The organism is Saccharopolyspora elongata, from assembly GCF_004348985.1.
In the GTDB taxonomy this organism is placed as follows: Bacteria; Actinomycetota; Actinomycetes; order Mycobacteriales; family Pseudonocardiaceae; genus Saccharopolyspora; species Saccharopolyspora elongata.
Map to the genome: position 1 here is coordinate 29641 of NZ_SMKW01000003.1, position 24333 is coordinate 53973.

At 70.9% G+C, this 24333-nt stretch carries 16 protein-coding genes; 10 read left to right on the top strand and 6 right to left on the bottom strand.

Annotated elements, in window-relative coordinates; genetic code table 11:
* The first annotated feature begins 77 nt into the window (after window positions 1–77).
* A complete protein-coding gene (locus E1288_RS03220; RefSeq protein ID WP_132480463.1) occupies window positions 78–1175 on the top strand; it encodes a sensor histidine kinase in 1098 nt (365 codons plus the stop codon).
* The gene (locus E1288_RS03225) at window positions 1160–1807 is read left to right on the top strand and encodes a response regulator (RefSeq protein ID WP_132480466.1); all 648 of its coding nucleotides are present in this window, start codon (window positions 1160–1162) and stop codon (window positions 1805–1807) included. Before E1288_RS03220 ends, E1288_RS03225 begins: the two co-directional genes overlap by 16 nt.
* A 5-nt stretch (window positions 1808–1812) precedes the next feature.
* On the opposite strand, the gene E1288_RS03230 is transcribed toward E1288_RS03225, so the two are convergent.
* A complete protein-coding gene (locus tag E1288_RS03230) occupies window positions 1813–4953 on the bottom strand; it encodes a BTAD domain-containing putative transcriptional regulator (RefSeq protein ID WP_132480469.1) in 3141 nt (1046 codons plus the stop codon).
* A gap of 100 nt (window positions 4954–5053) precedes the next feature.
* Here E1288_RS03230 and E1288_RS03235 point away from each other — a divergent pair, with 100 nt between their 5' ends.
* From E1288_RS03235 to E1288_RS03245, 3 genes are read left to right on the top strand one after another with little or no spacing between them, the layout of a single operon-like run.
* Window positions 5054–5923 (top strand): NAD(P)-dependent oxidoreductase, encoded by an 870-nt coding sequence (locus tag E1288_RS03235; protein WP_132480472.1) that lies wholly within the window; start codon window positions 5054–5056, stop codon window positions 5921–5923.
* Between the two features lie 20 nt (window positions 5924–5943).
* Window positions 5944–6807, top strand: a complete 864-nt coding sequence (locus E1288_RS03240; RefSeq protein WP_132480475.1) for an NAD(P)-dependent oxidoreductase — start codon at window positions 5944–5946, stop codon at window positions 6805–6807.
* A gap of 41 nt (window positions 6808–6848) precedes the next feature.
* Window positions 6849–7712 (top strand): NAD(P)-dependent oxidoreductase, encoded by an 864-nt coding sequence (locus tag E1288_RS03245; protein WP_132480478.1) that lies wholly within the window; start codon window positions 6849–6851, stop codon window positions 7710–7712.
* Between the two features lie 54 nt (window positions 7713–7766).
* On the opposite strand, the gene E1288_RS03250 is transcribed toward E1288_RS03245, so the two are convergent.
* From E1288_RS03250 to E1288_RS03260, 3 genes are read right to left on the bottom strand one after another with little or no spacing between them, the layout of a single operon-like run.
* Complete coding sequence (locus tag E1288_RS03250) at window positions 7767–8666, bottom strand: glycine betaine ABC transporter substrate-binding protein (protein WP_132481050.1); 900 nt, start codon at window positions 8664–8666, stop codon at window positions 7767–7769.
* 36 nt (window positions 8667–8702) lie between these two features.
* Window positions 8703–9599, bottom strand: a complete 897-nt coding sequence (locus E1288_RS03255; RefSeq protein ID WP_132480481.1) for an ABC transporter permease — start codon at window positions 9597–9599, stop codon at window positions 8703–8705.
* On the bottom strand, window positions 9592–10650 hold the full coding sequence (locus E1288_RS03260; RefSeq protein ID WP_408012858.1) for a quaternary amine ABC transporter ATP-binding protein: 1059 nt from the start codon (window positions 10648–10650) through the stop codon (window positions 9592–9594). The genes E1288_RS03255 and E1288_RS03260 overlap by 8 nt, the downstream gene beginning before the upstream one ends.
* A 539-nt stretch (window positions 10651–11189) precedes the next feature.
* Here E1288_RS03260 and mshC point away from each other — a divergent pair.
* The 3 genes from mshC to E1288_RS03275 all read left to right on the top strand — a co-directional run bounded on the left by mshC (window position 11190) and on the right by E1288_RS03275 (window position 15829).
* The gene (mshC, locus tag E1288_RS03265; RefSeq protein WP_132480484.1) at window positions 11190–12425 is read left to right on the top strand and encodes a cysteine--1-D-myo-inosityl 2-amino-2-deoxy-alpha-D-glucopyranoside ligase; all 1236 of its coding nucleotides are present in this window, start codon (window positions 11190–11192) and stop codon (window positions 12423–12425) included.
* Window positions 12426–12723: 298 nt separating this feature from the next.
* Window positions 12724–13953, top strand: a complete 1230-nt coding sequence (locus tag E1288_RS03270) for a styrene monooxygenase/indole monooxygenase family protein (protein ID WP_132481056.1) — start codon at window positions 12724–12726, stop codon at window positions 13951–13953.
* Window positions 13954–14056: 103 nt separating this feature from the next.
* Complete coding sequence (locus tag E1288_RS03275; protein ID WP_235883330.1) at window positions 14057–15829, top strand: C69 family dipeptidase; 1773 nt, start codon at window positions 14057–14059, stop codon at window positions 15827–15829.
* Window positions 15830–15892: 63 nt separating this feature from the next.
* Here the strand turns inward: E1288_RS03275 and E1288_RS03280 are convergent, their stop codons facing one another.
* On the bottom strand, window positions 15893–16993 hold the full coding sequence (locus E1288_RS03280) for a chitinase (RefSeq protein WP_132480487.1): 1101 nt from the start codon (window positions 16991–16993) through the stop codon (window positions 15893–15895).
* 111 nt (window positions 16994–17104) lie between these two features.
* Window positions 17105–17998, bottom strand: a complete 894-nt coding sequence (locus tag E1288_RS03285) for a PAC2 family protein (RefSeq protein ID WP_132481062.1) — start codon at window positions 17996–17998, stop codon at window positions 17105–17107.
* 249 nt (window positions 17999–18247) lie between these two features.
* Here E1288_RS03285 and E1288_RS03290 point away from each other — a divergent pair, with 249 nt between their 5' ends.
* Both E1288_RS03290 and metH read left to right on the top strand, forming a co-directional pair.
* Window positions 18248–20617, top strand: coding sequence for a lysylphosphatidylglycerol synthase transmembrane domain-containing protein (locus tag E1288_RS03290; RefSeq protein ID WP_132480490.1), 2370 nt, complete (start codon window positions 18248–18250; stop codon window positions 20615–20617).
* 173 nt (window positions 20618–20790) lie between these two features.
* The gene (gene metH / locus E1288_RS03295) at window positions 20791–24333 is read left to right on the top strand and encodes a methionine synthase (protein WP_132480493.1); all 3543 of its coding nucleotides are present in this window, start codon (window positions 20791–20793) and stop codon (window positions 24331–24333) included.

Genomic DNA, 24333 nt, shown 5'->3' on the forward strand with positions numbered 1-24333 from the left:
TTCCCTACCGTGCAGGGCGAATCCCGGCGGTAGGGTCGCCTTGATCGAGCCGACTGCACTGGGAATCGGGGGACCGCATGAGCGCGTTGCGGACAGGGCTTGCGGCTCCGGAAAAGCTGTTCACCCTTGCGCTGAAGGGGGTGGCGCTGCTGGTGTTGCTGATCTCCGTCGGCCTTTTCGCGGCGGCGAAGCGGCTGTTCGGTACCGGCGACACCGCGCGCCCCGGCGCGTTGGTCCTGATCCAGGACATCGCGCGGAACCAGCACGCGTGGTCGGCCCGAATGCTGGGCAAGCAGGCCGAGGACGTGCACCGTCCGCTCCCGTGGGCGGGTGCTTTCGGCGTCCTCGCGCCGCTGTGCCTCCTCGTGGTGCTCACTGTCGTCGTCATGCCCGTGTTGTTCGCGGCTGCCTCCGATGGCGGCGTGACCTTGACCGAAACCGTGGTCCTGGTCGTCCTGCTGGCGTTCGGTTGGTTGCTGGCGCACCGGTTCGTGCGCCTGCTGGCCCTGCTGACCGACTGGTTGCTGAGCCCGTCCCAGTTGGCCAGGCGCGTCGCGGAACTGGCCGAGTCGCGTGCGGAAACGGTGGACGCGCGTGCCTCCGAACTGCGGCGGATCGAGCGGGACCTGCACGACGGTGTGCAGGCGCGGCTGGTGGCGCTCCGGATGTCGCTCGGCATGGCGCAGGACTGTTCGGATCCCGCGCAGCTGCAGGAATTCCTCGCCGAGGCGTACGAGTCGGCAGGGCAGGCGCTCGACGATCTGCGCACGCTGGTGCGCGGCATCCACCCGCCGGTGCTCGCCGAACGCGGCCTGGCCGGCGGGATCGAGGCGGCGGCGTTGAGCTGCCCGGTGCCGGTCCGGGTGTACGTCGAGCTCGCCGGCCGACCCGAAGCGCCCGTCGAATCCGCCTTGTACTTCGCCACCACGGAGTTGCTCGTCAACATCGCCAAGCACAGCGGCGCCAACGGCGCGGTGATCCGGCTGACCGGCGGAGCCGACAGGATCCGGGTGGTCGTCACCGATGACGGCCGGGGCGGGGCGGAGCTCACCGCAGGCGCCGGACTGCACGGGATCGAACGCAGGCTCGCCGCTTTCGATGGCAAGCTGACGATCAGCAGCCCGAAGGGCGGGCCGAGCGAGTTCACCATGGAGGTGCCGTGCGCGTTGTCCTAGCCGAAGACCTTGCACTGCTGCGGGACGGGCTGACCAGGTTGCTCGAAGCGCACGATTTCCAGGTCGTCGCCGCCGTGGACAACGCTCCGATGCTGCTCGACGCGCTGCGCAGGCACCGGCCGGACGTGGCGGTGGTCGACGTGCGGCTACCACCCACGCAAACCGACGAGGGACTGCGTGCGGCGCTCGACGCGCGCCGGGAGAACCCCGCGCTGCCGATCCTGATCCTCTCGCAGCACGTCGAGCAGCTTTACGCGCGCGAGTTGCTCTCCGACCGCTCCGGCGGGATCGGTTACCTGCTCAAGGACAGGATCGGCGATGTGCGGCACTTCGTCGACGCGGTGCGCCGGGTCGCCGAGGGCGGGGCCGCGATGGACCCCGAGGTGATCTCCCAGCTGCTCGCACGCCCCCGGCGAGACGACCCGGTCGACGCGCTCACGCCCCGCGAGCGCGAGGTGATGGCGCTGGTGGCCGAGGGCCTGTCGAACCGGGCGATTTCGCATCGCCTGTACGTCTCGGACAAGGCAGTCAGCAAGCACACCAACAACATCTTCGGCAAGCTCGGGCTGCCGGCCACAGAGGACCACAACCGCCGAGTCCTAGCGGTCCTGGCCTTCCTCCAGTCCATGTGAAGTGTTCAGCCGCTGACCAAGGTGTCGACATCGGCGAGCGGCACTGCGTATCCGCTGGCGTACTCGGCGTCGAATGCCTCGTCGCCCAGGGATTTCCGGGCGGCGGACTCGATCCGATCGACGTCCAGGCGTTCCGCGGGCGGGAGCGGCGTGCGGACGGAGTCGCGCGCTGCCGCGGCGGCACCGAGGAGGCGGGCCGCCCGCGCCGCGCGACCGGCGAGCGCTTCGGCGCCTGCCAGACCCTCCAAGGTCAGGGCGATCGCCCGGGGGTCGGTGCCGCGGCGGGCGATCCGGTAGGCCGACAGGTGCAGCTCGCGGGCCTGCTCGGCGTTTCCGCGTTCTTCGGCGGCGAAGCCGAGTTCGGCGAGGATCAGGGCGTTCCCCGGCTCGAACTCCACGCGGCGGTGCCATTCGAGCACCCTGCGCAGGTGCCGCTCAGCCTCGTCGAACCTGCCTTCGCGGCGCGCGCCCAGCGCCAGGCCGGTTTCCGCGTACATCTCAGCCGGGGTGAAGCCGCGCTCGGCGGCCACGCGCATCGCGCGGGTGTGCAGCTCGCGCGCCCGCGCGTAGTCGTGCCTGAGCAGCGCGACGCGGCCCAGCCAGGACGTCTGGTAGGCCACCTCCGCCCACAGGCCGAGGGCTTCCGCGCCGCGCAGCGCCTCGGCGTGATGGCGTTCGGCGCTCGCGTAGTCGCCGGTGATCCCGGCGACCGTGCCGAGCCCGTACGACGCTTGCGCCAGGCCCCAGCTGTCGCCCAGCTCCTGGAAGAGTTCGGCGCTGCGCTCGGCATCCCGCTTCGCCGCAGCCAGGTCGCCGCGCGTCATCTGGTGCGTCGTCCGGTCGCTGAGCGCGACGCCGAGTCCCCAGCGGTCGTCCAGCTCGGCGAACTCCGCCACCAGGTCGTCCACGTCGCGTTCGGTGCTGGAGAGGTCGGCGACGGTGGTCCTCGCGTGGATGAGGAACCACCGCGCGCGGGCGCGGTCCGTGGGATCGGTGATGTTCCGCCACGCGTCGACCTCCTCGACGGGTTCCCCGGTCAGCAGTCCTATCCCGGCGTACCAGGCCGCCGTCTTCGCCCGCGTTTCTCCGCCGCCGCCCGTCGCGAGGGCCGCGGCCAGCGAGCGCTTGGCCTCGCTGAGCCTGCCGCGCAGGAACCAGTACCAGAACAACGCGTTGACCAGCCGCAACGCCGCCTCGGTGGAGTGCTGGACGGCGTCGTCCAGCGTCGCCCGCAGGTTCGCCGCCTCCGCGTCGAGCCGCTCCAGCCAGTGCCGTTGTTCGCGGCCGCGCAAGTTCGGGTCTGCTCGCTCCGCTAGCGCCAGGTAGTGCTCGTTGTGCCGTTGGCGGAGGGTTTCGTGCTCGTCGGCCTCTTCCAGCCGCTCCAGGCAGTACGCCGCAACTGATTCCAGCAGGCGATACCGGCGACCTCCGGCGGGTGTTTCCGTCGCGACCACCAGCGACCGGTCCACGAGCCGCGCCAGCAGGTCCAGCACTTCGGTGGGCCGGACGCCGTCGCCGGAGCACACCGCTTCGGCACTGTCCAAAGTGCATCCGTCGCGGTGGATGGCCAGGCGGCGCAACACTGTTCGCTCGGCTGTCGGCAGCAGGCGCCAGCTCCAGTCGATCACCGCCTGCAACGTCCGCTGCCGCTCGGGGGCATCGCGGTGGCCGGACGTGAGCAGTGCGAATCGATCGTCCAATCTGGACAACAGGGTCTTCGCGCCGAGCGCGCGAACCCGGGTGGCGGCCAGCTCCAGGGCCAGCGGGATGCCGTCCAGACGGCGGCAGATCGCGGCCACCGATGCGGCGTTGTCGCCGTCGACGTCGAAGCCCGGAGACGCCGCGGCGGCACGGGCGGCGAACAGCCGCACCGCGCCCGATGCCCGCACGTCGTCGAGCCCGGATCCGGGCGGCGGAACGTCCAGCGGCGGCACCGGGAGCAGCGTCTCGCCCGAGATGCCGAGCGCCTCCCGGCTCGTGGCGAGGATCCGCAACCCGGGCAGCGCCCGCAGCAGGCGCGCGGCCATCCCGGCGGCGCCGATGATCAGGTGCTCGCAGTTGTCGAGGACGAGCAGGATCTCCTTGCCGCGCAACGCATCGACGAGCGGATCGGCCGGTGCGACGGGCGCCGCTCCGGTTTCCTGCACGCCCAGCTCCGCCAGCACGGCGTGCTCCAGCGAGCACGTCGCGTCCCCATCGGCCCGGATGCCGGCCAGCTCGACGAGCCGCACGCCGTCGCGGAACGCCGCGCTGCGGGCCGATTCGATGGCCAGCCGCGTCTTGCCCACCCCGCCGGGCCCGGTCAACGTCACCAGCCGGGAGGCGCTCAGCAACGCCTTGACCTGGGCGAACTCCCGGTCCCGGCCGACCAGGTCGGTGACCGGCACCGGCAGGTCGTGCACCGGAGCGACGGGGGCGGCGAGCGCGGCGTCCTGCGTCAGGACGGCCTGCTGCAGCTCGGCCAGCTCCGGGCTCGGGTCGACGCCCAGCTCGTCGGCCAGCCGCTCCCGCAGGTCCGCCAGGCTCGCCAGCGCCTCGCCCTGCCGTCCGGCGCGGTACAGCGCCCGCACGTGCACCGCGCGCAGCCGCTCGCGCAGCGGATGCGCTCTGACCAGCTCACCGAGCTCGCCCGCGAGCGCGGCGTGTTCGCCCAGCTCCAGCCGGGTCTCGGCGAACTCCTCCTGCGCGGCGAGGCGTTCTTCGGCCAGCCGCTGGACGGGGGCCTGCGCGAACGGTTCGTCGGCGAACTCGGCGAACGCGCAACCCCGCCACAGCGCCAGCGCGTCGGCCAGCAGCGCCCGGCGGGCCTCCGGGGCGGCGGCCTCGCGGGCCTGCGCGACGAGGCGGCGGAAGCGGTGCGCATCCACCGCGTCCGGCTCGATGTCCAGCGCGTACCCGGGGGAACGGTAGGTCACCAGGCCCCTGCCGATGGCCTTGCGCAGCTGGGAGACCTTCGTCTGCAGCGTGTTCGTCGGGTTGCCGGGCGGCTCGACGCCCCACAGGTCGTCGATCAACCGGTCCGCCGACACCGGCCCGTCGTGCGCGAGCAGCGCCGCGAGCAGGGCACGGACCTTCGCCTCCGGCACCGCGACGGCCTCGCCGTCGGCGGTCCGCACCTCCAGCGGGCCCAGCACTCCGAAACGCACGTCCGCAACGTTAGTCCGCGCCCGTGACACCACCCCCAGCCGACCGTGCGCGGTTCGTGCGCGGCCCCCAGCAGGGTTGATGTCGACGAAAGGGAGCGAGATGACCGACCAGAAAGCAGTGAGCGTCCTCGGGCTCGGCGACATGGGCGCGGCGCTGGCCGAGGCGCTGCTCGCCGCCGGCCACCGGGTGACCGTGTGGAACCGCACCGCGGCCAAGGCCGATCCGCTGGTGGCCAAGGGCGCCGCCCGCGCGGACACGGCCGCCGACGCGGTCCTCGCGAGCCGGCTGGTGATCGTCTGCCTGCTGGATTACGACTCGGTCAGCCAAGTGCTGGCCCCGCACACCGACGTGCTGGCCGGGCGGACGCTGGTCAACCTGACCAACGGCACCCCGGGGCAGGCCCGCGAGATGGCGACCTGGGCGGCCGACCACGGCGCCGACTACCTCGACGGCGGCATCATGGCCGTCCCGCCGATGATCGCCACCCCGGCGGCGTTCGTGCTCTACAGCGGGCCGAGCGGAACCTTCGACGCCGCGCGGCCGGTGCTGGACGCCTTCGGCGAGAGCAACTACCTCGGCGACGATCCGGGCTCCGCCGCGCTGCAAGACCTCGCCCTGCTCAGCGGCATGTACGGGATGATCAGCGGCGCCCTGCACGCCTTCGCCCTGGTGCGTTCGGCAGGCGCGTCGGCGCGCGAGTTCGCGCCGCTGCTGAACCGGTGGCTGCAGACCATGAGCGGGTGGCCGGTCGGCGCGGCCGAGCAGATCGACTCGGGCGACTACGGCAAGGACGTCGTCTCCAACCTCGGCATGCAGGAAGCCGCGTACGTCAACCACTTCACGGCCGCCGACGAGGCGGGCATCAGCGCCGAACTCCTCGCGCCGCTGCACGCCCTGATGCAGCGCCGCGTCGCCGGCGGTCACGCCCACGAAGACCTCACCGGCGTCATCGAACTCCTCAAGAAGTGACGATTTACTTGGAACACAACATGAATGAGCACGTCACCCTGATCGGTCTGGGGCCGATGGGGCAGGCGATGGCCGGGGCTCTGCTCGATGGCGGGCATCCGGTGACGGTGTGGAACCGGACGGCGAGCCGTGCGGACGACGTGGTCGCGCGCGGTGCCGTGCGTGCCGCAACCCCTGCTGAGGCCGTCGCGGCCGGTGGGCTGGTGGTCCTGAGCCTGACCGATTACCAGGCGATGTACGACATCCTGGGTCCGGTCGAGGACCTGGGCGGCAAGGTGGTCGTCAACCTCAGCTCGGACACCCCGGACAAGTCCCGCGAGGCGGCGCAGTGGGTGCGGCAGCGCGGTGGCGCTTTCCTCACCGGCGGCGTGCTGGCCTCCGCGGAGATCGTCGGCACCGAGGCGGCCAAGGTGTTCTACAGCGGGCCGGCGGAACTCCTGGAGGCCCACGAGCAGACGTTGCGGCTGATCGGGAAACCGCACCACGTGGGCGAGGACCCCGGCCTGGCGCAGCTGTTCTACCTGGCGCACATCGATCTCTTCCTGGTGAGCCTGGCGGCCTACCTGCACGCCACCGCGCTGGTCGGCTCGGCCGGCGTGTCCGCGCTGGAGTTCCTGCCCTGGGCGGTGGAGAACCTGAACACCAACTCGTTCCTGCTGCCGGCCGCCGCCGAGCAGATCGACCGCGACGAGCACCCCGGAGACCTGGGGACCGCCCGGATGATGGGGGCGAGCGCCGATCACCTGCTGGCCGCCAGCGAGGCCGTGGGCCTCGACCTCGACCTGCCGCGCGCCATCAAGGCGCACTACGACCGGGCCATCGCCGCCGGGAAGGGCGGCGACAGCTGGACCCGGCTCATCGACGGGATCCGCCAACCCGCGTGAATCCTTCACAACATCCCAACGAAATCTCCTTGGAGCACAACATGAATGAGCACGTCACCCTGATCGGATTGGGTCCGATGGGGCAGGCGATGGTCGGGGCCCTGCTCGATGGCGGGCATCCGGTGACGGTGTGGAACCGGACCGCGAGCCGTGCCGACGACGTGGTCGCGCGCGGTGCAGTGCGCGCCGCCACCCCCGCCGAAGCCGTTGGGGCCAGCGACATCGTGATCCTGAGCCTCACCGACTACCGGGCGATGTACGACATCCTGGGCCAGGTCGAGGACTTCGGCGGCAAGGTGATCGTCAACCTCAGCTCGGACACCCCGGAGAAGACTCGCGAGGCGGCTGAGTGGGCCGAGCAGCGCGGCGCCCGATTCCTCACCGGCGGCGTCATGGTGCCCGCCCCGGCGGTCGGTACCGAAGCGTCCTACGTGTACTACAGCGGGCCGAAGGACGTCTACGACGCGCACGAGAAGACGTTGCGGCGCATCGGGGAAACCCACTACATGGGCGATGATCCCGGCCTGGCGCAGTTGTTCTACCAGGCCAACCTGGACGTCTTCCTGACCGCGCTGTCGGCCTTCCTGCACGGCGCGGCGCTGCTCGGCTCGGCGGGCGTGCCGGCGAAGGAGTTCGAGCCGTGGGCGGTGAAGGTGCTCCAGCTCGCCGCCCAATTGCTGCCGCGAGCCGCCGAGCAGGTCGACAGCGGCGAGCACCCCGGCGACCTGAGCACGGCCAAGATGATGGGCGCGACCGCCGACCACATCCTGGCCGCCAGCGAGGCCGCGGGCATCGACCTCGAACTCCCGCGCGCCATCAAGGCGCACTACGACCGGGCCATCGCCGCCGGGAAGGGCGGCGACAACTGGACCCGCCTCATCGACAGCATCCGGAATCCCCAGTAGCGGCAACGCGAAACGGCCGGTGGGGCACGCCCCGCCGGCCGTTCGGGGTTCACGTCACCGCCCCGGTGCGAAGGAGTTGATCACCTCCGGGTGCGCGTCGGCCCACTTCCTGGCGGCCTGCTGCTCCTGGCCACGCTGCGCGCTGTTGATCTCGTTCTCCAGCGACGCGAGCTGCTCGTCGGTCAGCCTGAACTTCTTGATCATCTCGGTGACCTCGGGGAAGTCCTGGCTGAAGCCCGCGCGGCCGATGGCGTGCAGCTCCTCGGCCTTGCCCATCGCTCCCAGCGGGTCCTGCAGGTCCTTGAGCGGGTACTTCGCGTACGCCCAGTGCGGGTGCCACAGCGTCACCACGATCGGCTTCTGCTCGCCGATCGCCTTCTCCAGCGAGGCGAGCATCGCGGTGGTCGACGAGCTCTGCAGGGTGTACTCGCCGCTGAGCCCGTAGGCCGGGATGGCCTTGTCCTTGGTGGTCCGGCTCAACCCCGCCCCCGGGTCGATACCGGTGATCACACCGTTGAACTCGCCGCCCCTGCCCTTGAGGTCGGCGATCGAGTTCACGTCGGTCAGGTACTTGGGCACCGCGATGTTCAGCGTGCCCTGGTTGTACCAAACGCCGAGGTCTTCCAGCTGCGGGCCGTACTGCCGCCAGTAGTCGCCGTGGGTTTCCGGCAGCCAGCCGTCCAGGAACAGGTCCGGGTTGCCCTGGGCGAGGCCGGCGTAGATCGGGCCGACTTCGAGCTCGGTCACGTTGACCCGGTAGCCCTGCCGCTCCAGCAGCTCCTTGTAGAGGTAGGTGACGGCGATGTCCTCGTCCCAGGCGATGTAGCCGATGTTGATCGCCTTGGCCTCCTGGCCGGTCCCGGCTTCCCGGCCACCGCAGCCGGCGGCGACCAGCACCAAGGCGAACAATGCGGCGAGGAGTGCGACGAGTCTTCGTGGTCTTCTGCTCAACATTCCCACCTGCCTTTCCAGAACGACCGCCGAGCGGACTCAGCCGGTCTTGGCCGCTTTGCGTTCCGCCCGCGCCACCGGCGAGCGGTCCGACAACACAGCGGTGATCCGGTCCAGGTAGACCGCGAGGATCACCACCGACACCCCGGCCTCGAAGCCCTGGCCGAGCCGGACCCGGGTGACCGCCTCGTAGATGTCGGTGCCCAGCCCCTCCGCGCCGACCATGCCCGCGATGACCACCATCGACAGGGCCAGCATGATCACCTGGTTGATGCCGGCCATGATCGACGGCATCGCCAGCGGCAGCTGGATGCCGGTGAGGATCTTGCGGGTCGGCGCCCCGAACGCCTCGCCCGCCTCGACCACCTCGGCGTCCACCTGCCGGATGCCCAGCTCGGTGAGTCGCACACCGGGCGGCAGCGCGAAGATCACGGTGGCCACCACACCCGGCACTTCACCGATGTTGAAGAAGAAGATGACCGGGATCAGGTACACGAACGCGGGCATGGTCTGCATCAGGTCCAGCACCGGCCGCACCACCCCGCTCACCTTGCGGCTGCGGGCTGCCAGGATCCCCACCGGGATGCCGATGGCCACCGCGATGATGCTGGCCACCAGCACCAGCGACAGGGTTTGCATGGCCGACTCGAACATCTGCATGCTGGCGATCAGCCCGAATCCGATCAGGCTGAACAGCCCGAACCGCCAGCTGCGCAGCCACAGCGCCAGCGCGGTGAACACCAGCACCATGGCCAGGTCGGGCAGCCAGTTCAGCACGTAGGTCAGGCCGTCCACCGACGACCGGAGCACGAGATCGATGAAGTCGAACACCGGACCGATGTTGCTGTTCAGCCAGGTGACCAGGGCCGCGAACCAGTCCCCGACGGGGATGCGCGGCAGGTCGAACTGGGCGGCGAGCCGGAGTGCCTCAGACATCGGACGCCTCCTCGATCGCGGGCGCGGGGCTGTGCACCCTGGCCTCGCGGCACAGGGCCTCGAACACCGCGGCCGGGGTGACCACGCCGATCACCCGCTGCTGCTCGTCGACCACCGGGACCGGTGCCGCGCGGGCGCTCATCCGCGTGAACAGGTCCTTCATCGGGGTGTCGGCGGGCACCGGCTCCCCGTCGGGCGGCGTGGTGCCCGGCGGCTCGGCGATGGATGCCGCGGTGAGCACCCGGCTGCGGTCGACGTCCTGGACGAACTTCGCCACGTAGTCGTCGGCCGGTTCGTTGAGGATCTGCTCCGCGGTGCCGATCTGCACGATCCGGCCTGCTCGCATCATCGCGATCCGGTCGCCCAGCTTCATCGCCTCGTTGAGGTCGTGGGTGATGAAGATGATCGTCTTTCCCAGCTTGGCTTGCAGATTCAGCAGCTGGTCCTGCATTTCGCGCTTGATCAGCGGGTCCAGCGCGCTGAACGCCTCGTCCATCAGCAGCACATCGGTCTGCGCCGCCAGAGCGCGGGCGAGCCCGACTCGCTGCCGCATGCCGCCGGAGAGCTGCTGGGGATAACGCTCCTCCCAGCCCTCCAGGCCCACGAGGCTCAGCGCGTCGCGCGCCTGCTCGGCGATCTCGGACCTGGTGACGCCCCGGATCTGCAGCCCGTAGCCGGCGTTGTCCAGCACGGTGCGGTGCGGGAACAGGGCGAAGTGCTGGAAGACCATGCTCATCTTCTGCTGCCGCATCGCGCGCAGTGCCGCGGCGGACATCCCGGTGATGTCCACGTCGTCGACGAGGACGCTGCCCGAGGTGGGCGTGAGCAGCCCGTTGAGCATGCGGATCAGCGTCGACTTGCCGGAGCCGGACAGCCCCATGACGACGAAGGTCTCGCCCTCCTCGACCTCGAACGTCGCGTCCACCACCGCGGCCGTGGCGCCCGCCGCGTCGAGCTCCCCCTGGCCGGCTCCCGCCTCCAGGCGGCGAACCAGTTCGGTCGGCTGCGGCCCGAAGATCTTGTAGAGCCGTTCCACGCGTACCGATGTCACCGATCGCCTCCACTGCTTCGCCGGTGCCGGGAGCTTCGCCCGGTCGCCGGGGCCGCGTGAATTGCCGGATCCAGCCGATCAATTCAGGCGGTCCGCGGATTTGCGTTCGCGTCCTTTCGTGCGGGTATTGATCATGTGCGGCGAGTTGTTCATGTCCGGTCGTTCGGGCGCGGATCTGATACCGGTACGGGTGTTCTATTTCGGGACCAGGTCCGGTTCGACGGATTTTTTGACAATCCTCTGACGTGCGAATATTCAACTTGTCCAAGTGAATCATCCCACTTCGGCGCCGACGTTGCGAAGCGGCGGTTTCAAAAGATCAAAGGCGGTTTTCCCGCGTTGTTCCGGTTGATTTTCCGAAGGCGTTGAATCGATCTCCTCCGGGGCCGGATTTGGTAAGTTCCTGACTGGGATCCGAATAGTTCCGACAAGATCTGGTTTCCGGTCGCGTCGGCGAGCTGCCGATCTTCCCACGATGTGATACGGGCGATGACCCGGGTGGGGGCGTCCACCGGCCACGGGCGTTTAAGGTCGGATGCATGCAACCCTGGTCATCGGTTCCCGTGCCTCAGGTGCCGGGCACACGAAGTCCCCTGCGCCTCTTCGACACCGCCGCCGGTGAGATCAGGCCCACCGAACCCGGGCCCGTCGCGCGGATGTACGTCTGCGGCATCACGCCGTACGACGCGACCCATCTCGGCCACGCCGCGACCTACCTGGCGTTCGACCTGGTCCACCGGGTTTGGCTGGACAACGGTCACCAGGTGCACTACGTGCAGAACGTCACCGACATCGACGATCCGCTGCTGGAGCGCGCCGAGCGCGACAGCGAGGACTGGATCGTGCTCGCGATGCGCGAGACGGCGCTGTTCCGCGAGGACATGGCGGCGCTGCGGGTGGTGCCGCCGGCGGACTTCGTCGGCGCGGTCGAGTCGATCCCGGAGATCGTCGAGGCCGTCGGCAAGCTGCTGGCCTCCGGCGCGGCCTACCGGGTCGACGACGAGTACCCCGACATCTACTTCCGGCACCAGGCCTCCGGCCGCTTCGGCTACGAGTCCAACTACGACGACGCGACCATGCGCGCCTTCTTCGCCGAGCGCGGCGGCGACCCGGACCGCGGCGGCAAGGAGCACCCGCTGGACGCGCTGGTGTGGCGGGCCGCCCGCGACGGCGAGCCGTCCTGGGAGTCCGAGCTCGGCGCCGGCCGGCCGGGCTGGCACCTGGAGTGCTCGGTGATCGCGCTGAACCGGCTCGGGCTCGGCTTCGACGTGCAGGGCGGTGGCTCGGACCTGATCTTCCCGCACCACGAGTTCAGCGCCGCGCACGCCGAATCGCTCACCGGCGAGTTCCCGTTCGCCAAGCACTACGTGCACGCCGGGATGATCGGCCTGGACGGCGAGAAGATGTCGAAGTCCAAGGGCAACCTGGTGTTCGTGTCGCGGCTGCGCGGCGACCGGGTTGATCCGATGGCCATCCGGCTGGCGCTGCTGGACGGCCACTACCGCGCCGACCGCGAGTGGACGGCGGACGCGCTGACCGGCGGCGCCGCGCGCCTGGCGCGCTGGCGGGAGGCCGTCGCGCTGGAGTCGGCTCCGGTGGCGGAGCAGGCGGTCGCGCGGCTGCGCGAGCGGCTGTCCGACGACCTGGACACCCAGCAGGCGCTGCGCGCGATCGACGCCTGGGCCGACGAGGCGCTGACCGCCGGTGGTTCCGACCGCGGCGCTCCGGGGCTGATCCGCGCCGCCGTCGACGCGCTGCTGGGCGTCGAGCTCTAGAACCGGCGATCAACACGGAGAGTGAGCGGAAGCCGATTGTTCGGCTTCCGTTCACTTTTCTGGTGGACTTGTTCGATCCGGTTCCGGAGCTGCGTTAAATCCGGCAAAAGTAGCCGGTCAGCGCATGGTATGCACCATTCGTGGAACGAGTTCGCATGCCGCATGGACTTCGCAAACCCCGTCTGGTTGGATCTTGCTCGGTTACTGGGAGCAATGGACCAATCTGCTGCGACGAATGGCGGAATGGGTCTGCTGTGCCCGGGAGTTCGGGGAGACCAACGGGAAGGTGGTCGGGGAGATGCGGAAGGTCCTGATCGTCGGGGCGGGACAGTCCGGGTTGCAGCTGGGACTCAGCCTGCAGGCGCTGCGCTACGAGGTGACGTTGATCTCGGCGCGGACGCCGGCGGAGATCCGGGGCGGCCGGGTGATGTCCACGCAGGTCATGTTCCGGACCGCGCTCGGGTGCGAACGGGAGCACGGCCTGAACCTGTGGGAGGAGCAGGCGCCGAAGATCACCGGGCTGCGGCTGTCGGTGGGCGGCCCGGACGGCTCCCGGGTGCTGGACTGGCGGGGCGAGCTGACGGGCTTCGCGCAGTCGGTGGACCAGCGGTTGAAGATGGCCGGGTGGCTGGAGCTCTTCGCCGAGCGCGGCGGCGCCGTCGAGTACCGCGACATCGAGGCGTCCGACCTGGACGAGCTGAGCCGCGGCTACGACCTGGTGCTGGTCGCGGCGGGTGCCGGGAAGCTCGGCCGCATCTTCGAACGCGACCCGGGGTGGTCCCCGTTCGCCGAGCCGCAGCGGGCGCTCGCGGTGTCCTACCTGCGCGGCGCCGCACCATCGTCCGATGTGGACGATTCGGGGCTGGTCCGGTTCAACTCGGTGCCGGGCGTGGGCGAGGTCTTCGTCATTCCCGGCTACACCGAGGGCGGGCCGTGCGACATCCTGTTCTTCGAGGGCCTCCCGGGCGGGCCGCTGGACTGCTGGGCCGATCGCCCGGGTCCCGAGGAGCACCGGGCGCGGATGCTGGAGCTGCTGCGCGCCCACATGCCGTGGGAGCACGAGCGGTTCGCTGGCGCGGAACTGACCGACGACCGGGCGGTCCTGGCCGGCGGGGTGACCCCGGTGGTGCGCAAGCCGGTCGCGCGGCTGCCCTCCGGGGCGGCGGTGCTGGGCATGGCGGACGCGGTGGTGGTCACCGACCCGGTCACCGGGCAGGGCGTCAACAGCGCGAGCAAGGCGGCGGAGTCCTATTTGGACAGCATCGTGCGGCGGGCGGACCGGCCGTTCCACGCCGAGTGGATGCAGGAGACCTTCGACCGGTTCTGGGACTACGCCCGGCACGTGACGGTGTGGAGCAACGCGATGCTGCAACCGTCGCCGCCGCACGTGCAGCGGCTGCTCGGCGCGGCGGTGGAGATCCCGGCGATCCGGAACCGCTTCGTGAACGGCTTCGACGACCCGGCGGACTTCGAGTCCTGGTTCCTCGACCCGGCCGGAGCCGAGGAGTACCTCAGCCGCCTCAGTTGAGAATATTCGCCCGTTTGGGCTAGAAAAGGCGCGACTGATCATCTCAATCCAGGAGGTTGTCGTGTCGCGGCTCCGACATCGGTGCGGTGCTCTCGGATTGGCAGTGACGGTGGCGGTGCTCGCCGCGCCGATCGCCGTCGCCGATCCGGCCACCCCGCCGCAGCAGCAGGTCCGGCCGATGCCGGACAAGAGCATCGCCTTCTACATCGGCAAGAACCGGACGGAGAGCGGGGCGACGCTGCTCGGCGGGTTCGGGCACGAGCCCTCCAGCCACTGGCTGGAGATCGTGCCCCGGCAGCAGCACGAACCCGGCTCGACGATCACGGTGGGCGCCACCGAGGAGGCCGACCTGCCGGGGCGGCTGACGCAGATCCCGCAGGTGCCGGAGACCGCGAAGTACATCACCTCGAACTACTCGGAGTTCGCCGGGTTCCCGGCCCCGCTCACCAACGGCGGGCTGAACGAGTACCAGGTGGCGGCGCGCGACGTGTGGTCGGACTCGCGGCCCGAGCTGGTCGAGATGACCCCGCCCGGCCAGACCGGGCCGAACTACAGCGACCTGTCGCGGATCGCGATGGAGCGGGCGCACACCGCGCGCGAGGCCGTGCAGATCCTCGGCGACCTGATCGACCGGCACGGCTACACCACCTACGGCGGGAACTCGCACCTGTTCGCCGATGCCAACGAGGGCTGGGTGTTCATCGAGTTCGCCGGCGGCAAGGGGTTGTGGGCGGCCGAACGGCTCGGGCCCGACGACGTGCGGGTGTCCTATCCGGGTTACATCGGCGACTTCCCGGTGGACTACCGGAACGACCCGGACCACATGGGCTCGCCGAACCTGGTCGATTTCGCGGTCCAGCAGGGCTGGTGGAACCCGGCCGACGGCAGGCCGTTCAACGTCCAGCAGGTCTACGGCACGCCGTTCCCGGGGCATCCCGGCAAGTCCACCCCGGACGACGAGGCGCCGTGGCGGCATCCGCCGACGCTGGAGGAGGAGCTGCGGCGGCTGGGCGAGGTTTCGCTGGTGGACATGCAGCGCATGGTCCGCGACCCGCGCTGGTCCGACGACCGCTCCGGCTACGGGCAGGTCGCCGAGCTGAAGGCGGATCTGGCGCATCCGGAGCTCGCGACGCTGTGGGTGGCCAACACCGCCGCGATCACCGCGCCGTACATCCCGTTCCACATCGGTGCCGAAACCGTGCCGCCGGAGTACGGCCAGCACCGCTACCTGACGTCCGGGGCGGCGGCCAACTACCTGAGCCCGGAGTACGCGGCGCAGGAGGCGACCCGCTCGGCCACCTACGTGTCGAAGCGGCTCATGTACTACACCTGCGACCGGCCGGAGGTGTTCCTCGGCGACGTCACCAAGGCGTTCGAGGGCTTCGAGGCGCAGATGCTCGGCGAGATCGGCGGCGTCGAGCAGCAGGCGGCCGAGGCGTACCGGGCCGGCGACGCCCCGCGGGCCCGCGCGTTGCTCACCGACTGGAGCAACAAGTGGGCGATGGACGGCCTGGACCTCACCGAGTACCTGGTGGCGGACGTCGAGGCGCGCACCAAGGAGCAGTTCGGCATCCGCAAGCCGGCGGTCGAGCCGCCGCCGGGGGTGACGGCCAGGGCGGAGAGCCTGGACATGTCGCTGCCGGAGGGTTCGATCTCCGCGCGCGACCGGGTCAACTGCGACCTGGGCAACGGCTGGGCGGACGGCACCACGGTGGATCGCAAGGGCCAGGTCGGCGACCCGAACGCGGTCCCCGACTTCCGCGCGGCCACCCGCGCCGATCGGTCCTTCCCCTGGCTCCCGGTGACGATCGCGGCGGTCGTGGGCCTGGCCCTCGGAGCGGCGGCGATGTTCTTCGCCCGCCGCCGAGCCACCTGATCCGCCGGATGCGGTGATCTGGGGCGCCTGCCGCCGAGCGGTTCGGCGGCAGGCGCCCCCGGGTCAGTAGTCGTCGTGGGCCTTGGCGAACTCGTTGCCGTGGTAGGCGTCCCAGTTGATCGACCACGCCATCAGGCCGCGCAGGGCCGGATAGGTGCCGTGCGGTTGGTACGGGCCGCAGCCGGTGCCCGCGCGCAGGCAGTCGAGCGCCTTGTGGACCTCCGGGACCGGCGTGAAGCCGTTGCCCGCCGGGTTGGCCGCGGGCAGGCCGATGGCGACCTGTTCCGGCGCCAGCGGCGCGAAGGCGTTGTCCGGGTTCTTCGCCAGCGGGAAGCCGGTCAGCAGCATGTCGATCATCGCCACGTGGAAGTCCGCGGTGCCCATCGTGTGGTACTGGTCGTCCAGGCCCATGATCGGGCCCGAGTTGTAGTTCTGGACGTGCAGCAGGTCCAGGTCCGCCCGCAGCGCGTCGATCACCGGCAGGTACGAGCCGGCGCGCGGGTCGGCGCCGGAGCCGCCGCCGTAGTGCTGGTAGCCGAGCTGGACGAAGAACGTCTCCGGCGCCATGGTCAGCACGAAGTCCGGGCCGTAGCGCTCGTTCAGCGTCCGGAGCGCGGCGATCAGGTTGACCACGACCGGCGTGGTCGGGTTCTTCAGGTCGGTGTCGCCGGGGGCGAGCTCCAGCGAGTGGCCCTCGAAGTCGATGTCGATGCCGTCGAGGCCGTAGCGGTCGATGATCGCGGCGGCGGATTCGACGAAGGCGTCGCGCGCGCCCGCGGTCTCCAGCCGCACCTGCCCGTTGGCGCCGCCGACCGACAGCAGCACCTTCTTGCCCTCGGCCTGCTTGGCCTTGATGCCGGCGATGAACTCCTCGTCGGTCTCGACGTTCGGGCATTCGGCGGCCGGGCAGCGGTTGAACTCCAGCCGGCCGGAGGTGGGGGAGGTGGGTTCGGCGAAGGCGAGGTCGATGACGTCCCATTCGGCGGGCACGTCGGCGATGCGCACGTAGCCGGAGCCGTTGGCGAAGCTGGCGTGCAGGTAGCCGACCAGGGCGTGGGCCGGGATGTCCGGCGCGGCGGGTTCGGGGGCGGCCGCGGCGGTGGCGGGCAGCGTCAGCCCGACCAGGCCGACCAGGGCGGCGAGCGCGGTGCGCATCCGTGGCATGGGAGTGCTCCGATCCGTTGGGAGTGATCTGGGGCACAACAAAAAATGGACTAGACCATTGCGCGCGTCAAGGTCCAGTCCATTTGTCGCCAACGGCCGCGAAAGCGCCGGTCAGCCCGGGCCGGGGCCCAGCGGTCCCTTGCCGCCGGGGCCGCCCGGACCACGGCGGCGCAGGTAGCGCTCGAACTCCGCGGCGATCGCGTCCCCGCTGGCCTCGGTCAGCTTGACCTCGGCGTCCCCGCGCTCCTCAAGCGCGCGGACGTAGTTGCGGACGTCCTCGTCCTCCTCCGCCATCTCGCTGACGGTCTGCTCCCACTCCTCGGCCTGCTCGGGCAGGTTGCCCAGCGGCACCTCCACGTCGAGCGCCTCCTCGACCCGGTGCAGCAGCGCCAGCGTGGCCTTCGGCGACGGCGGCTGCGACACGTAGTGCGGCACCGCCGCCCAGAACGAGATCGCCGGGATCCCGGCCTGCACGCAGGCGTCCTGGAACACCCCGACGATCCCGGTCGGGCCCTCGTAGCGGGAGCGCTCCAGCCCGTAGCGGGCCGCCGACTCGGTGTCGTAGGCCGCGCCGCTGACCGGCACCGGCCGGGTGTGCGGCGCGTCCGCGAGCAGGGCGCCGAGGGTGACCACGGTGCGGGCGCCGATCCGCTCGATCTGCTCGACGAGTTCGGCGCAGAACGCCCGCCAGCGCATGTTCGGCTCGATCCCGTGCACCAGCACCACGTCGTGATCGCAGCCGGGCGGGCGGCAGACCGTCAGCCGCGTGGTCGGCCAGGAGACCTGGCGGGTGATGCCGTCGACCAGCTTGACGGTGGGGCGGGTGACCTGGAAGTCGTAGTACGGGTCCGGGTCCACCTCGCTGAGCGGCTCCGCGTCCCAGATGAGCTGCAGGTGCTCGATCGCGGAACTGGCGGCGTCGCCTGCATCGTTCCAGCCCTCGAAGGCGCTGACGACGATCGGGTCGGTCAGCGGGGGCAGTTCGGCGCGCTGTTGTCCGGTGATGTGTGCGTCGCGATCGGTCACGGCGCCAGCCTACGACGCCACGCCGACGCGAGCGCCCGACGTCCCCGCCGAACATCATCCGCCGGGCGCGAACACCCGGGGGCCGCTGTTTCCCAGCGGCGGTGGCCGCTTGCAGTGCGGTGCCGTCGTGGAACGATCCGCATCCCGGTTTGACGGGACGGTGCCGGGGCCAGACCCTTTACCCGAGTCACCGTGGGTGTCAGCGGCCGAGGGAATCCGATCCAGCCAGTGGACAGCACCGGAGCGTCACCGAGCGACGGGACCGGGATATCCCCGAGGTCCCGGCTGCGGCTGTCGATCGGCCGCCGCCCGAAGGACCTGGCCCAGCTGGCCCTCGTCGGCGGGCTGCTCACGCTGAGCGTGCTGCTGGTCCTGGTGCCCGCCAACCCCGTCGAGCTCGCCGTCTACCAGCAGCTGGTGCGGATCCCGGCGGTCACCGACCCGCTGTGGGTGGTGCTCACCTGGGTCGGTGGTTGGGCCGGGATCGCCGGGGCCACCGCGGTGGCGATGTACTTCGGCTGGATCCGGGTGGCGCTGCTGTGCGCGGCGTCGGGCGCGGCGACCTGGGCCCTGGCCGGGCTCATGCAGCACGTCCTGGGCGTTCGCCCGGTGCCCGTGCCGTTCACCGGGCCGCCGGGCGGTTTCCCGTTCCCGGCGGGCGAAGTGGCCATCGTGACCGTGCTGGCGGTGGTCGCCGCGCCCTACCTGGGCCGCGCCGCGCGGTACCTCGGGTGGGCGCTCGCCGTGCTGGTCGGGGTGGCGGTGGTGCACCTCGGCGGGCACCTGCCGCTGGACGCCGTGGGCGGCGCGCTGCTGGGCTGGGGTGTCGGCATGCTCTGCCACGTCGTCTGGGGCGCGCCGGGGCGGAAGATCTCCGGCCAGGTGATCCTGGGCGAGCTGGAGCTGGCCGGGCTGGAACCGACCTGGATCGTCGCGCTGCGCCACCGGCTGCTGGAGCCGCGGGAGTTCGCCGTGGGCACCACGGCGGGGTGGACGCTGCGGGCCAAGGTGGTGCGGCGGATGAGCCGCCGCGCCGGGCCCTGGTACAAGATCAAGCGCCTGCTCACGCTGCTCGACGTCCAGGACGAGCCGAGCCTGTCGACGCCGCACCACGAGGTGGAGCACGAGGCCTACGTGACGCTGCTCGCCGAACGGGCCGGGGTCCGCACCCCGCAGGTCGTGCTGGCCTGCGACGTCAAGCACGCGCCCGCGCTGCTGGTGGTCCGCCAGGTGACCGGGCGCCGGCTTTCGGAGCTGCGCGGCGCCGAGATCGACGACGAGCTGCTCGCGGCGATCTGGGCGCAGCTCGCGGCCCTGGCCGCGGCCCGCATCGCCCATCACGACCTTCGCGCGAAGAACATCCTGGTGGACGACGAGAACCGGCCGTGGCTGCTCAGCTTCACGTTCAGCCACGCGGGCGCGGACTCGGCGCGCCTCGCCCAGGACCTGGCCGAGGCACTGGTGTCGATGGCGGCGGCGGTCGGCACCGAGCGCGCGGTGCGAAGCGCGATCAGCTCCCTGCCGGCCGAGCAGCTCGCGGCGGCGCTGCGGAACCTGATGCCGCTGGCGCTGCCGCGGCGCATCAGGAGCCAGGCGGAGCGCGGGCGCTTCCTGCTGGCCGAGCTGCGCGAAACCCTGGCGGACGGGCTGGGCCTGCCGATCCCGGGCTTCCGCTCGCCGGTCCGCCCGATCACCGTGATCGGCCTGCTGCTCATCGCCGCTGCGGTGTACCTGCTGCTCCCGGAGCTGTCCAGCATGGGCGAGGTGCTCACGGCGGCGCGGCACGCCAACTGGGGCTGGCTGGCGGTGGCGGTCGTGACCGGGTTCGTCGCGATCCTGCTGTCGTCGATCTCCGTGCAGGGCTCCAGCCGGATCCCGCTGCCGTTCTGGCGGACGTTCCTGGTGCAGATGGCGGCCGCGTTCACCGGGCGCACCACGCCCGGCGGCGCCGGGTTCTTCGGCATCAACGTGGTCTACATGGAACGCCTCGGGCTGCGGCGGCCGCTGGCGGTCGGGGTGACGCTGCTGAACCAGGCCGGCACCGGGGCGGTGGCGTTCGTCGTGGCCGTGATCGGCGTGTTCGCGGTCGGCCTGGCCGGCACGTTCACCAACATCTCGATCCCGACCGGCTGGCCGGTGCTGGTCGGCACGGCCGCGTTCGTGGTGGTCGCGGCGGCCGTGGTCGCCTCGCCGTTCGGCCGCCGCCGGATCGTCGCGCCGTCGCTGGAGGTCGGCCGGGAGCTGCTGGAGACGCTGAGGCACCCGGTCCGCGCGCTCCAGCTCTTCGGCGGCGCGCTGGGTTACCTCGTGGTGTCGGGGCTGGGCCTGGCCGCGTCGCTGGCCGCGCTGCACACGGACTTCTCCTGGACGGCCGTGACGGTCGTGTTCATCATCGGCAACACCCTCGGTCACCTGGTGCCCTCGCCCGGCGGGCTGGGCGCGGTCGAGGCGGTGCTGCTCGCGGGCCTCGGAGCGATGGGCGTGCCGGCGACGGCGGCGATCACCGGAGTGCTGATCTCCCGCCTGCTGACGTACTGGCTGCCGGTCCTCCCCGGCATCGCGGTGTTCCGCTACCTGCAACACCGCGGCCTCATCTGAGCGCCGGCCCGAAGCCTCACGCTCGTGCGGCCCCGTGCGGTCCCGCAATTTCCATTGAAATCGAACCTTCGATTTCAATGGAAATTGCGGGAACAAGACGGGGAACCGTGCCGCTGGGAGCCTCGTACCACACTGTGGGAATTGGGTTGGGATGCGCTCGTACGCTGGTCGGTATGCCGCATTCTCCCTGGTCACCGCTGCTGGAGGCGCTGGAGCGCCGGGTTCTCGTCGCCGACGGCGCGATGGGCACCCTGCTGCAGGAGGTGCCGCTGGGACTCGACGACTTCGCGGGCTTGGAGGGCTGCAACGAGATCCTCAACGCCACCCGCCCGGACGTGGTGCGCGGCGTGCACCGCGGCTACCTGGTGGCCGGGGCGGACGCGATCGAGACGAACACCTTCGGCGCGAACCTGGCCAACCTCGGCGAGTACGGCATCGCCGACCGCATCCGCGAGCTCTCCGAGCGCGGCGCGCGGCTGGCCAGGGAATGCGCCGACGAGTTCGCCACCGCCGCGCAGCCGCGGTTCGTCCTGGGCGCGATGGGGCCGGGCACCAAGCTGCCGACGCTGGGGCACGTGACCTTCGAGGCGCTGCGCGATGCCTACGCGGAGCAGACCGTCGGCATGCTCGACGGCGGGATCGACGCCGTGCTGGTGGAGACCTCGCAGGACCTGTTGCAGACCAAGGCTTCGGTGCTGGCGGCCAAGCGCGGCATGGCGCGGGCCGGGCGGCGGGTGCCGATCATCGCTCAGGTGACCGTGGAGACCACCGGCACGATGCTGCTGGGCACCGAGATCACCGCGGCGCTGACCGCGCTGGAGCCGCTGGGCATCGACCTGATCGGGATGAACTGCGCGACCGGTCCGGCCGAGATGAGCGAGCACCTGCGGCAGCTGGCCAAGCAATCGCGGGTGCCGCTTTCGGTGATGCCCAACGCCGGGCTGCCGCAGCTCGGCCCCGACGGCGCGGTGTACCCGCTGACGCCGGAGGAGCTGGCCGAGGCGCTCGCCGAGTTCGTCACGCAGTACGGCGCCCGGCTGGTCGGCGGCTGCTGCGGCACGACCGGCGAGCACATCCGCCAGGTCGTCGAGGCGGTGCGCGACCTGGCGCCGCCGCGGCGCGAGCTGCAGCCCGAGCCGGGCGTCAGCTCGCTGTACCAGGCCGTGCCGTTCGCCCAGGACGCGTCGGTGCTGGTGGTCGGCGAGCGCACGAATGCCAACGGCTCCAAGGCGTTCCGCGAGGCGATGCTGGAGGGCGACTACGACTCCTGCGTCGAGATCGCCAAGGCCCAGACCCGCGACGGGGCGCACCTGATCGACCTCTGCGTGGACTACGTGGGCCGCGACGGGGCCTCCGACATGGCCGAGCTGGCCGCGCGGCTGGCCACCGCCTCGACGCTGCCGGTGATGCTGGACTCGACCGAGCCGCCGGTGCTGCGCGCCGGGCTCGAACGCCTCGGCGGCCGGTGCGTGGTCAACTCGGTCAACTACGAGGACGGCGACGGCCCGGGTTCCCGCTACCGCCGCGTCATGGAGCTCGTCCGCGAGCACGGCGCCGCGGTGGTGGTGATGTGCATCGACGAGGAGGGGCAGGCCCGCACCAGGGACTGGAAGCTGCGGGTCGCCGACCGGATGATCGACGACCTGACCTCGAACTGGGGGATGGCGGAGTCGGACATCATCATCGATGCCCTGACGTTCCCGATCTCCACCGGCCAGGAGGAGGTCCGCCGGGACGGCGTCGAGACCATCGAGGCGATCCGCGAACTCAAGCGCACGCACCCGGAAGTCCGCACCACGCTGGGCATTTCGAACGTCTCCTTCGGACTGAACGCGGCGGCGCGGCAGGTGCTGAACTCGGTGTTCCTCAACGAGTGCCGAGAAGCGGGGCTGGACACGGCGATCGTGCACGCCTCGAAGATCCTGCCGATGAACAAGATCCCGGACGAGCAGCGGGAGGTCGCGCTCGACCTGGTCTACGACAGGCGCCGCGAGGGCTACGACCCGCTGCAGAAGCTGATGGAGCTCTTCGAGGGGCAGACCGCGAAGTCCAGCCGGGCGTCGCGGGCCGAGGAACTCGCGGCGCTGCCGCTGTTCGAGCGCCTGGAGCGGCGGATCGTCGACGGCGAGCGCAACGGGCTGGAAGCCGACCTGGACGCGGCGATGGCCGAGAAGCCGCCGCTGGAGATCATCAACGAGAACCTGCTGGCCGGCATGAAGGTCGTCGGCGAGTTGTTCGGCTCCGGTCAGATGCAGCTGCCGTTCGTGCTGCAGTCCGCCGAGGTGATGAAGGCCGCCGTCGCGTACCTCGAACCGCACCTGGAGCGGGAATCCGCCGCCGGCAAGGGCACTCTCGTGCTGGCCACCGTCAAGGGCGACGTGCACGACATCGGCAAGAACCTCGTCGACATCATCGTGTCCAACAACGGCTACCACGTGGTCAACCTCGGCATCAAGCAGTCGATCGGCACGATCCTGGACAGCGCGCAGCAGCACCGCGCGGACGCCATCGGCATGTCCGGGCTGCTGGTGAAGTCGACGGTGATCATGAAGGAGAACCTGGCGGAGCTCAACGCCAGGGGAGTGGCCGAGAAGTACCCGGTGCTGCTCGGCGGCGCCGCGCTGACCCGGTCCTATGTGGAGGGTGATCTCGACGAGCTCTACCGCGGCGAGGTGCGCTACGCCCGGGACGCCTTCGAGGGCCTGCGGCTGATGGATTCCATCATGGCCCGCAAGCGCGGCGGCGTGATCGTCCCGGACCAGGCCGAGGAGGCGAAGAAGGCGGAGCGCAAGGCCCGCCGGGAGCGGTCGCTGCGGATCGCCGAGAAGCGCAAGGCGGCGGCCGAGCCCGCGCCGGTGACCCGCTCGGACGTGGCCGCCGGTGTTCCGGTGCCCACGCCGCCGTTCTGGGGCGGGCGCGAGGTGCGCGGCGTGCCGGTCGGCGAGTACTCCGCCTACCTGGACGAACGGGCCACGTTCTTCGGTCAGTGGGGGCTGCGCGGCGCGAAGGGCGGCCCGACCTACGAGGAACTCGTCGAATCGGAGGGGCGGCCGCGGCTGCGGTACTGGATGGACCAGCTCGCCACCGAGGGGATCCTGCAGCACGCGGCGGTGGTCTACGGCTACTTCCCGTGCGTGTCCGAGGGAGACGACCTGGTCGTGCTGGCCGGGCCCGCAGCGGACGCGCCGGAGCGCTGCCGCTTCGCGTTCCCGCGCCAGGCCCGCGACCGGCACCTGTGCCTCGCGGACTTCTTCCGCTCGCGGGAACGCGCCGAGGCGTCCGGGCAGGTGGACGTGCTGCCGCTGCAACTGGTCACGATGGGCCGGCCCATCGCCGACTTCGCCAACGAGCTGTTCGCCCGCAACGCCTACCGCGACTACCTGGAGATCCACGGCCTCGGCGTGCAGCTCACCGAGGCGCTGGCGGAGTACTGGCACCGCCGCGTCCGCCAGGAACTGCTGTTCGCCTCCGGCGTTCCGGTGGCGGCCGAAGACCCGTCCACTGTGGAGGAGTTCTTCCGGCTGGGCTACCGCGGCGCCCGCTTCTCCCTCGGCTACGGCGCCTGCCCGAACCTGGAGGACCGCGCCAAGATCGTCGAGCTGCTGCGGCCGGAACGCATCGGCGTGACGCTGTCCGAGGAGTTCCAGCTGCACCCGGAGCAGTCCACCGACGCGATCGTCGCCCACCACCCGGAGGCCAAGTACTTCAACACCTGA

Coding starts and splice junctions, on each gene's coding strand:
- E1288_RS03220 (WP_132480463.1), top strand. CDS start 78: ATGAGCGCGTTGCGGACAGGGCTTGCGGCTCCGGAAAAGCTGTTCACC.
- E1288_RS03235 (WP_132480472.1), top strand. CDS start 5,054: ATGACCGACCAGAAAGCAGTGAGCGTCCTCGGGCTCGGCGACATGGGC.
- E1288_RS03240 (WP_132480475.1), top strand. CDS start 5,944: ATGAATGAGCACGTCACCCTGATCGGTCTGGGGCCGATGGGGCAGGCG.
- E1288_RS03245 (WP_132480478.1), top strand. CDS start 6,849: ATGAATGAGCACGTCACCCTGATCGGATTGGGTCCGATGGGGCAGGCG.
- E1288_RS03250 (WP_132481050.1), bottom strand. CDS start 8,666: ATGTTGAGCAGAAGACCACGAAGACTCGTCGCACTCCTCGCCGCATTG.
- E1288_RS03255 (WP_132480481.1), bottom strand. CDS start 9,599: ATGTCTGAGGCACTCCGGCTCGCCGCCCAGTTCGACCTGCCGCGCATC.
- mshC (WP_132480484.1), top strand. CDS start 11,190: ATGCAACCCTGGTCATCGGTTCCCGTGCCTCAGGTGCCGGGCACACGA.
- E1288_RS03270 (WP_132481056.1), top strand. CDS start 12,724: ATGCGGAAGGTCCTGATCGTCGGGGCGGGACAGTCCGGGTTGCAGCTG.
- E1288_RS03280 (WP_132480487.1), bottom strand. CDS start 16,993: ATGCCACGGATGCGCACCGCGCTCGCCGCCCTGGTCGGCCTGGTCGGG.
- metH (WP_132480493.1), top strand. CDS start 20,791: ATGCCGCATTCTCCCTGGTCACCGCTGCTGGAGGCGCTGGAGCGCCGG.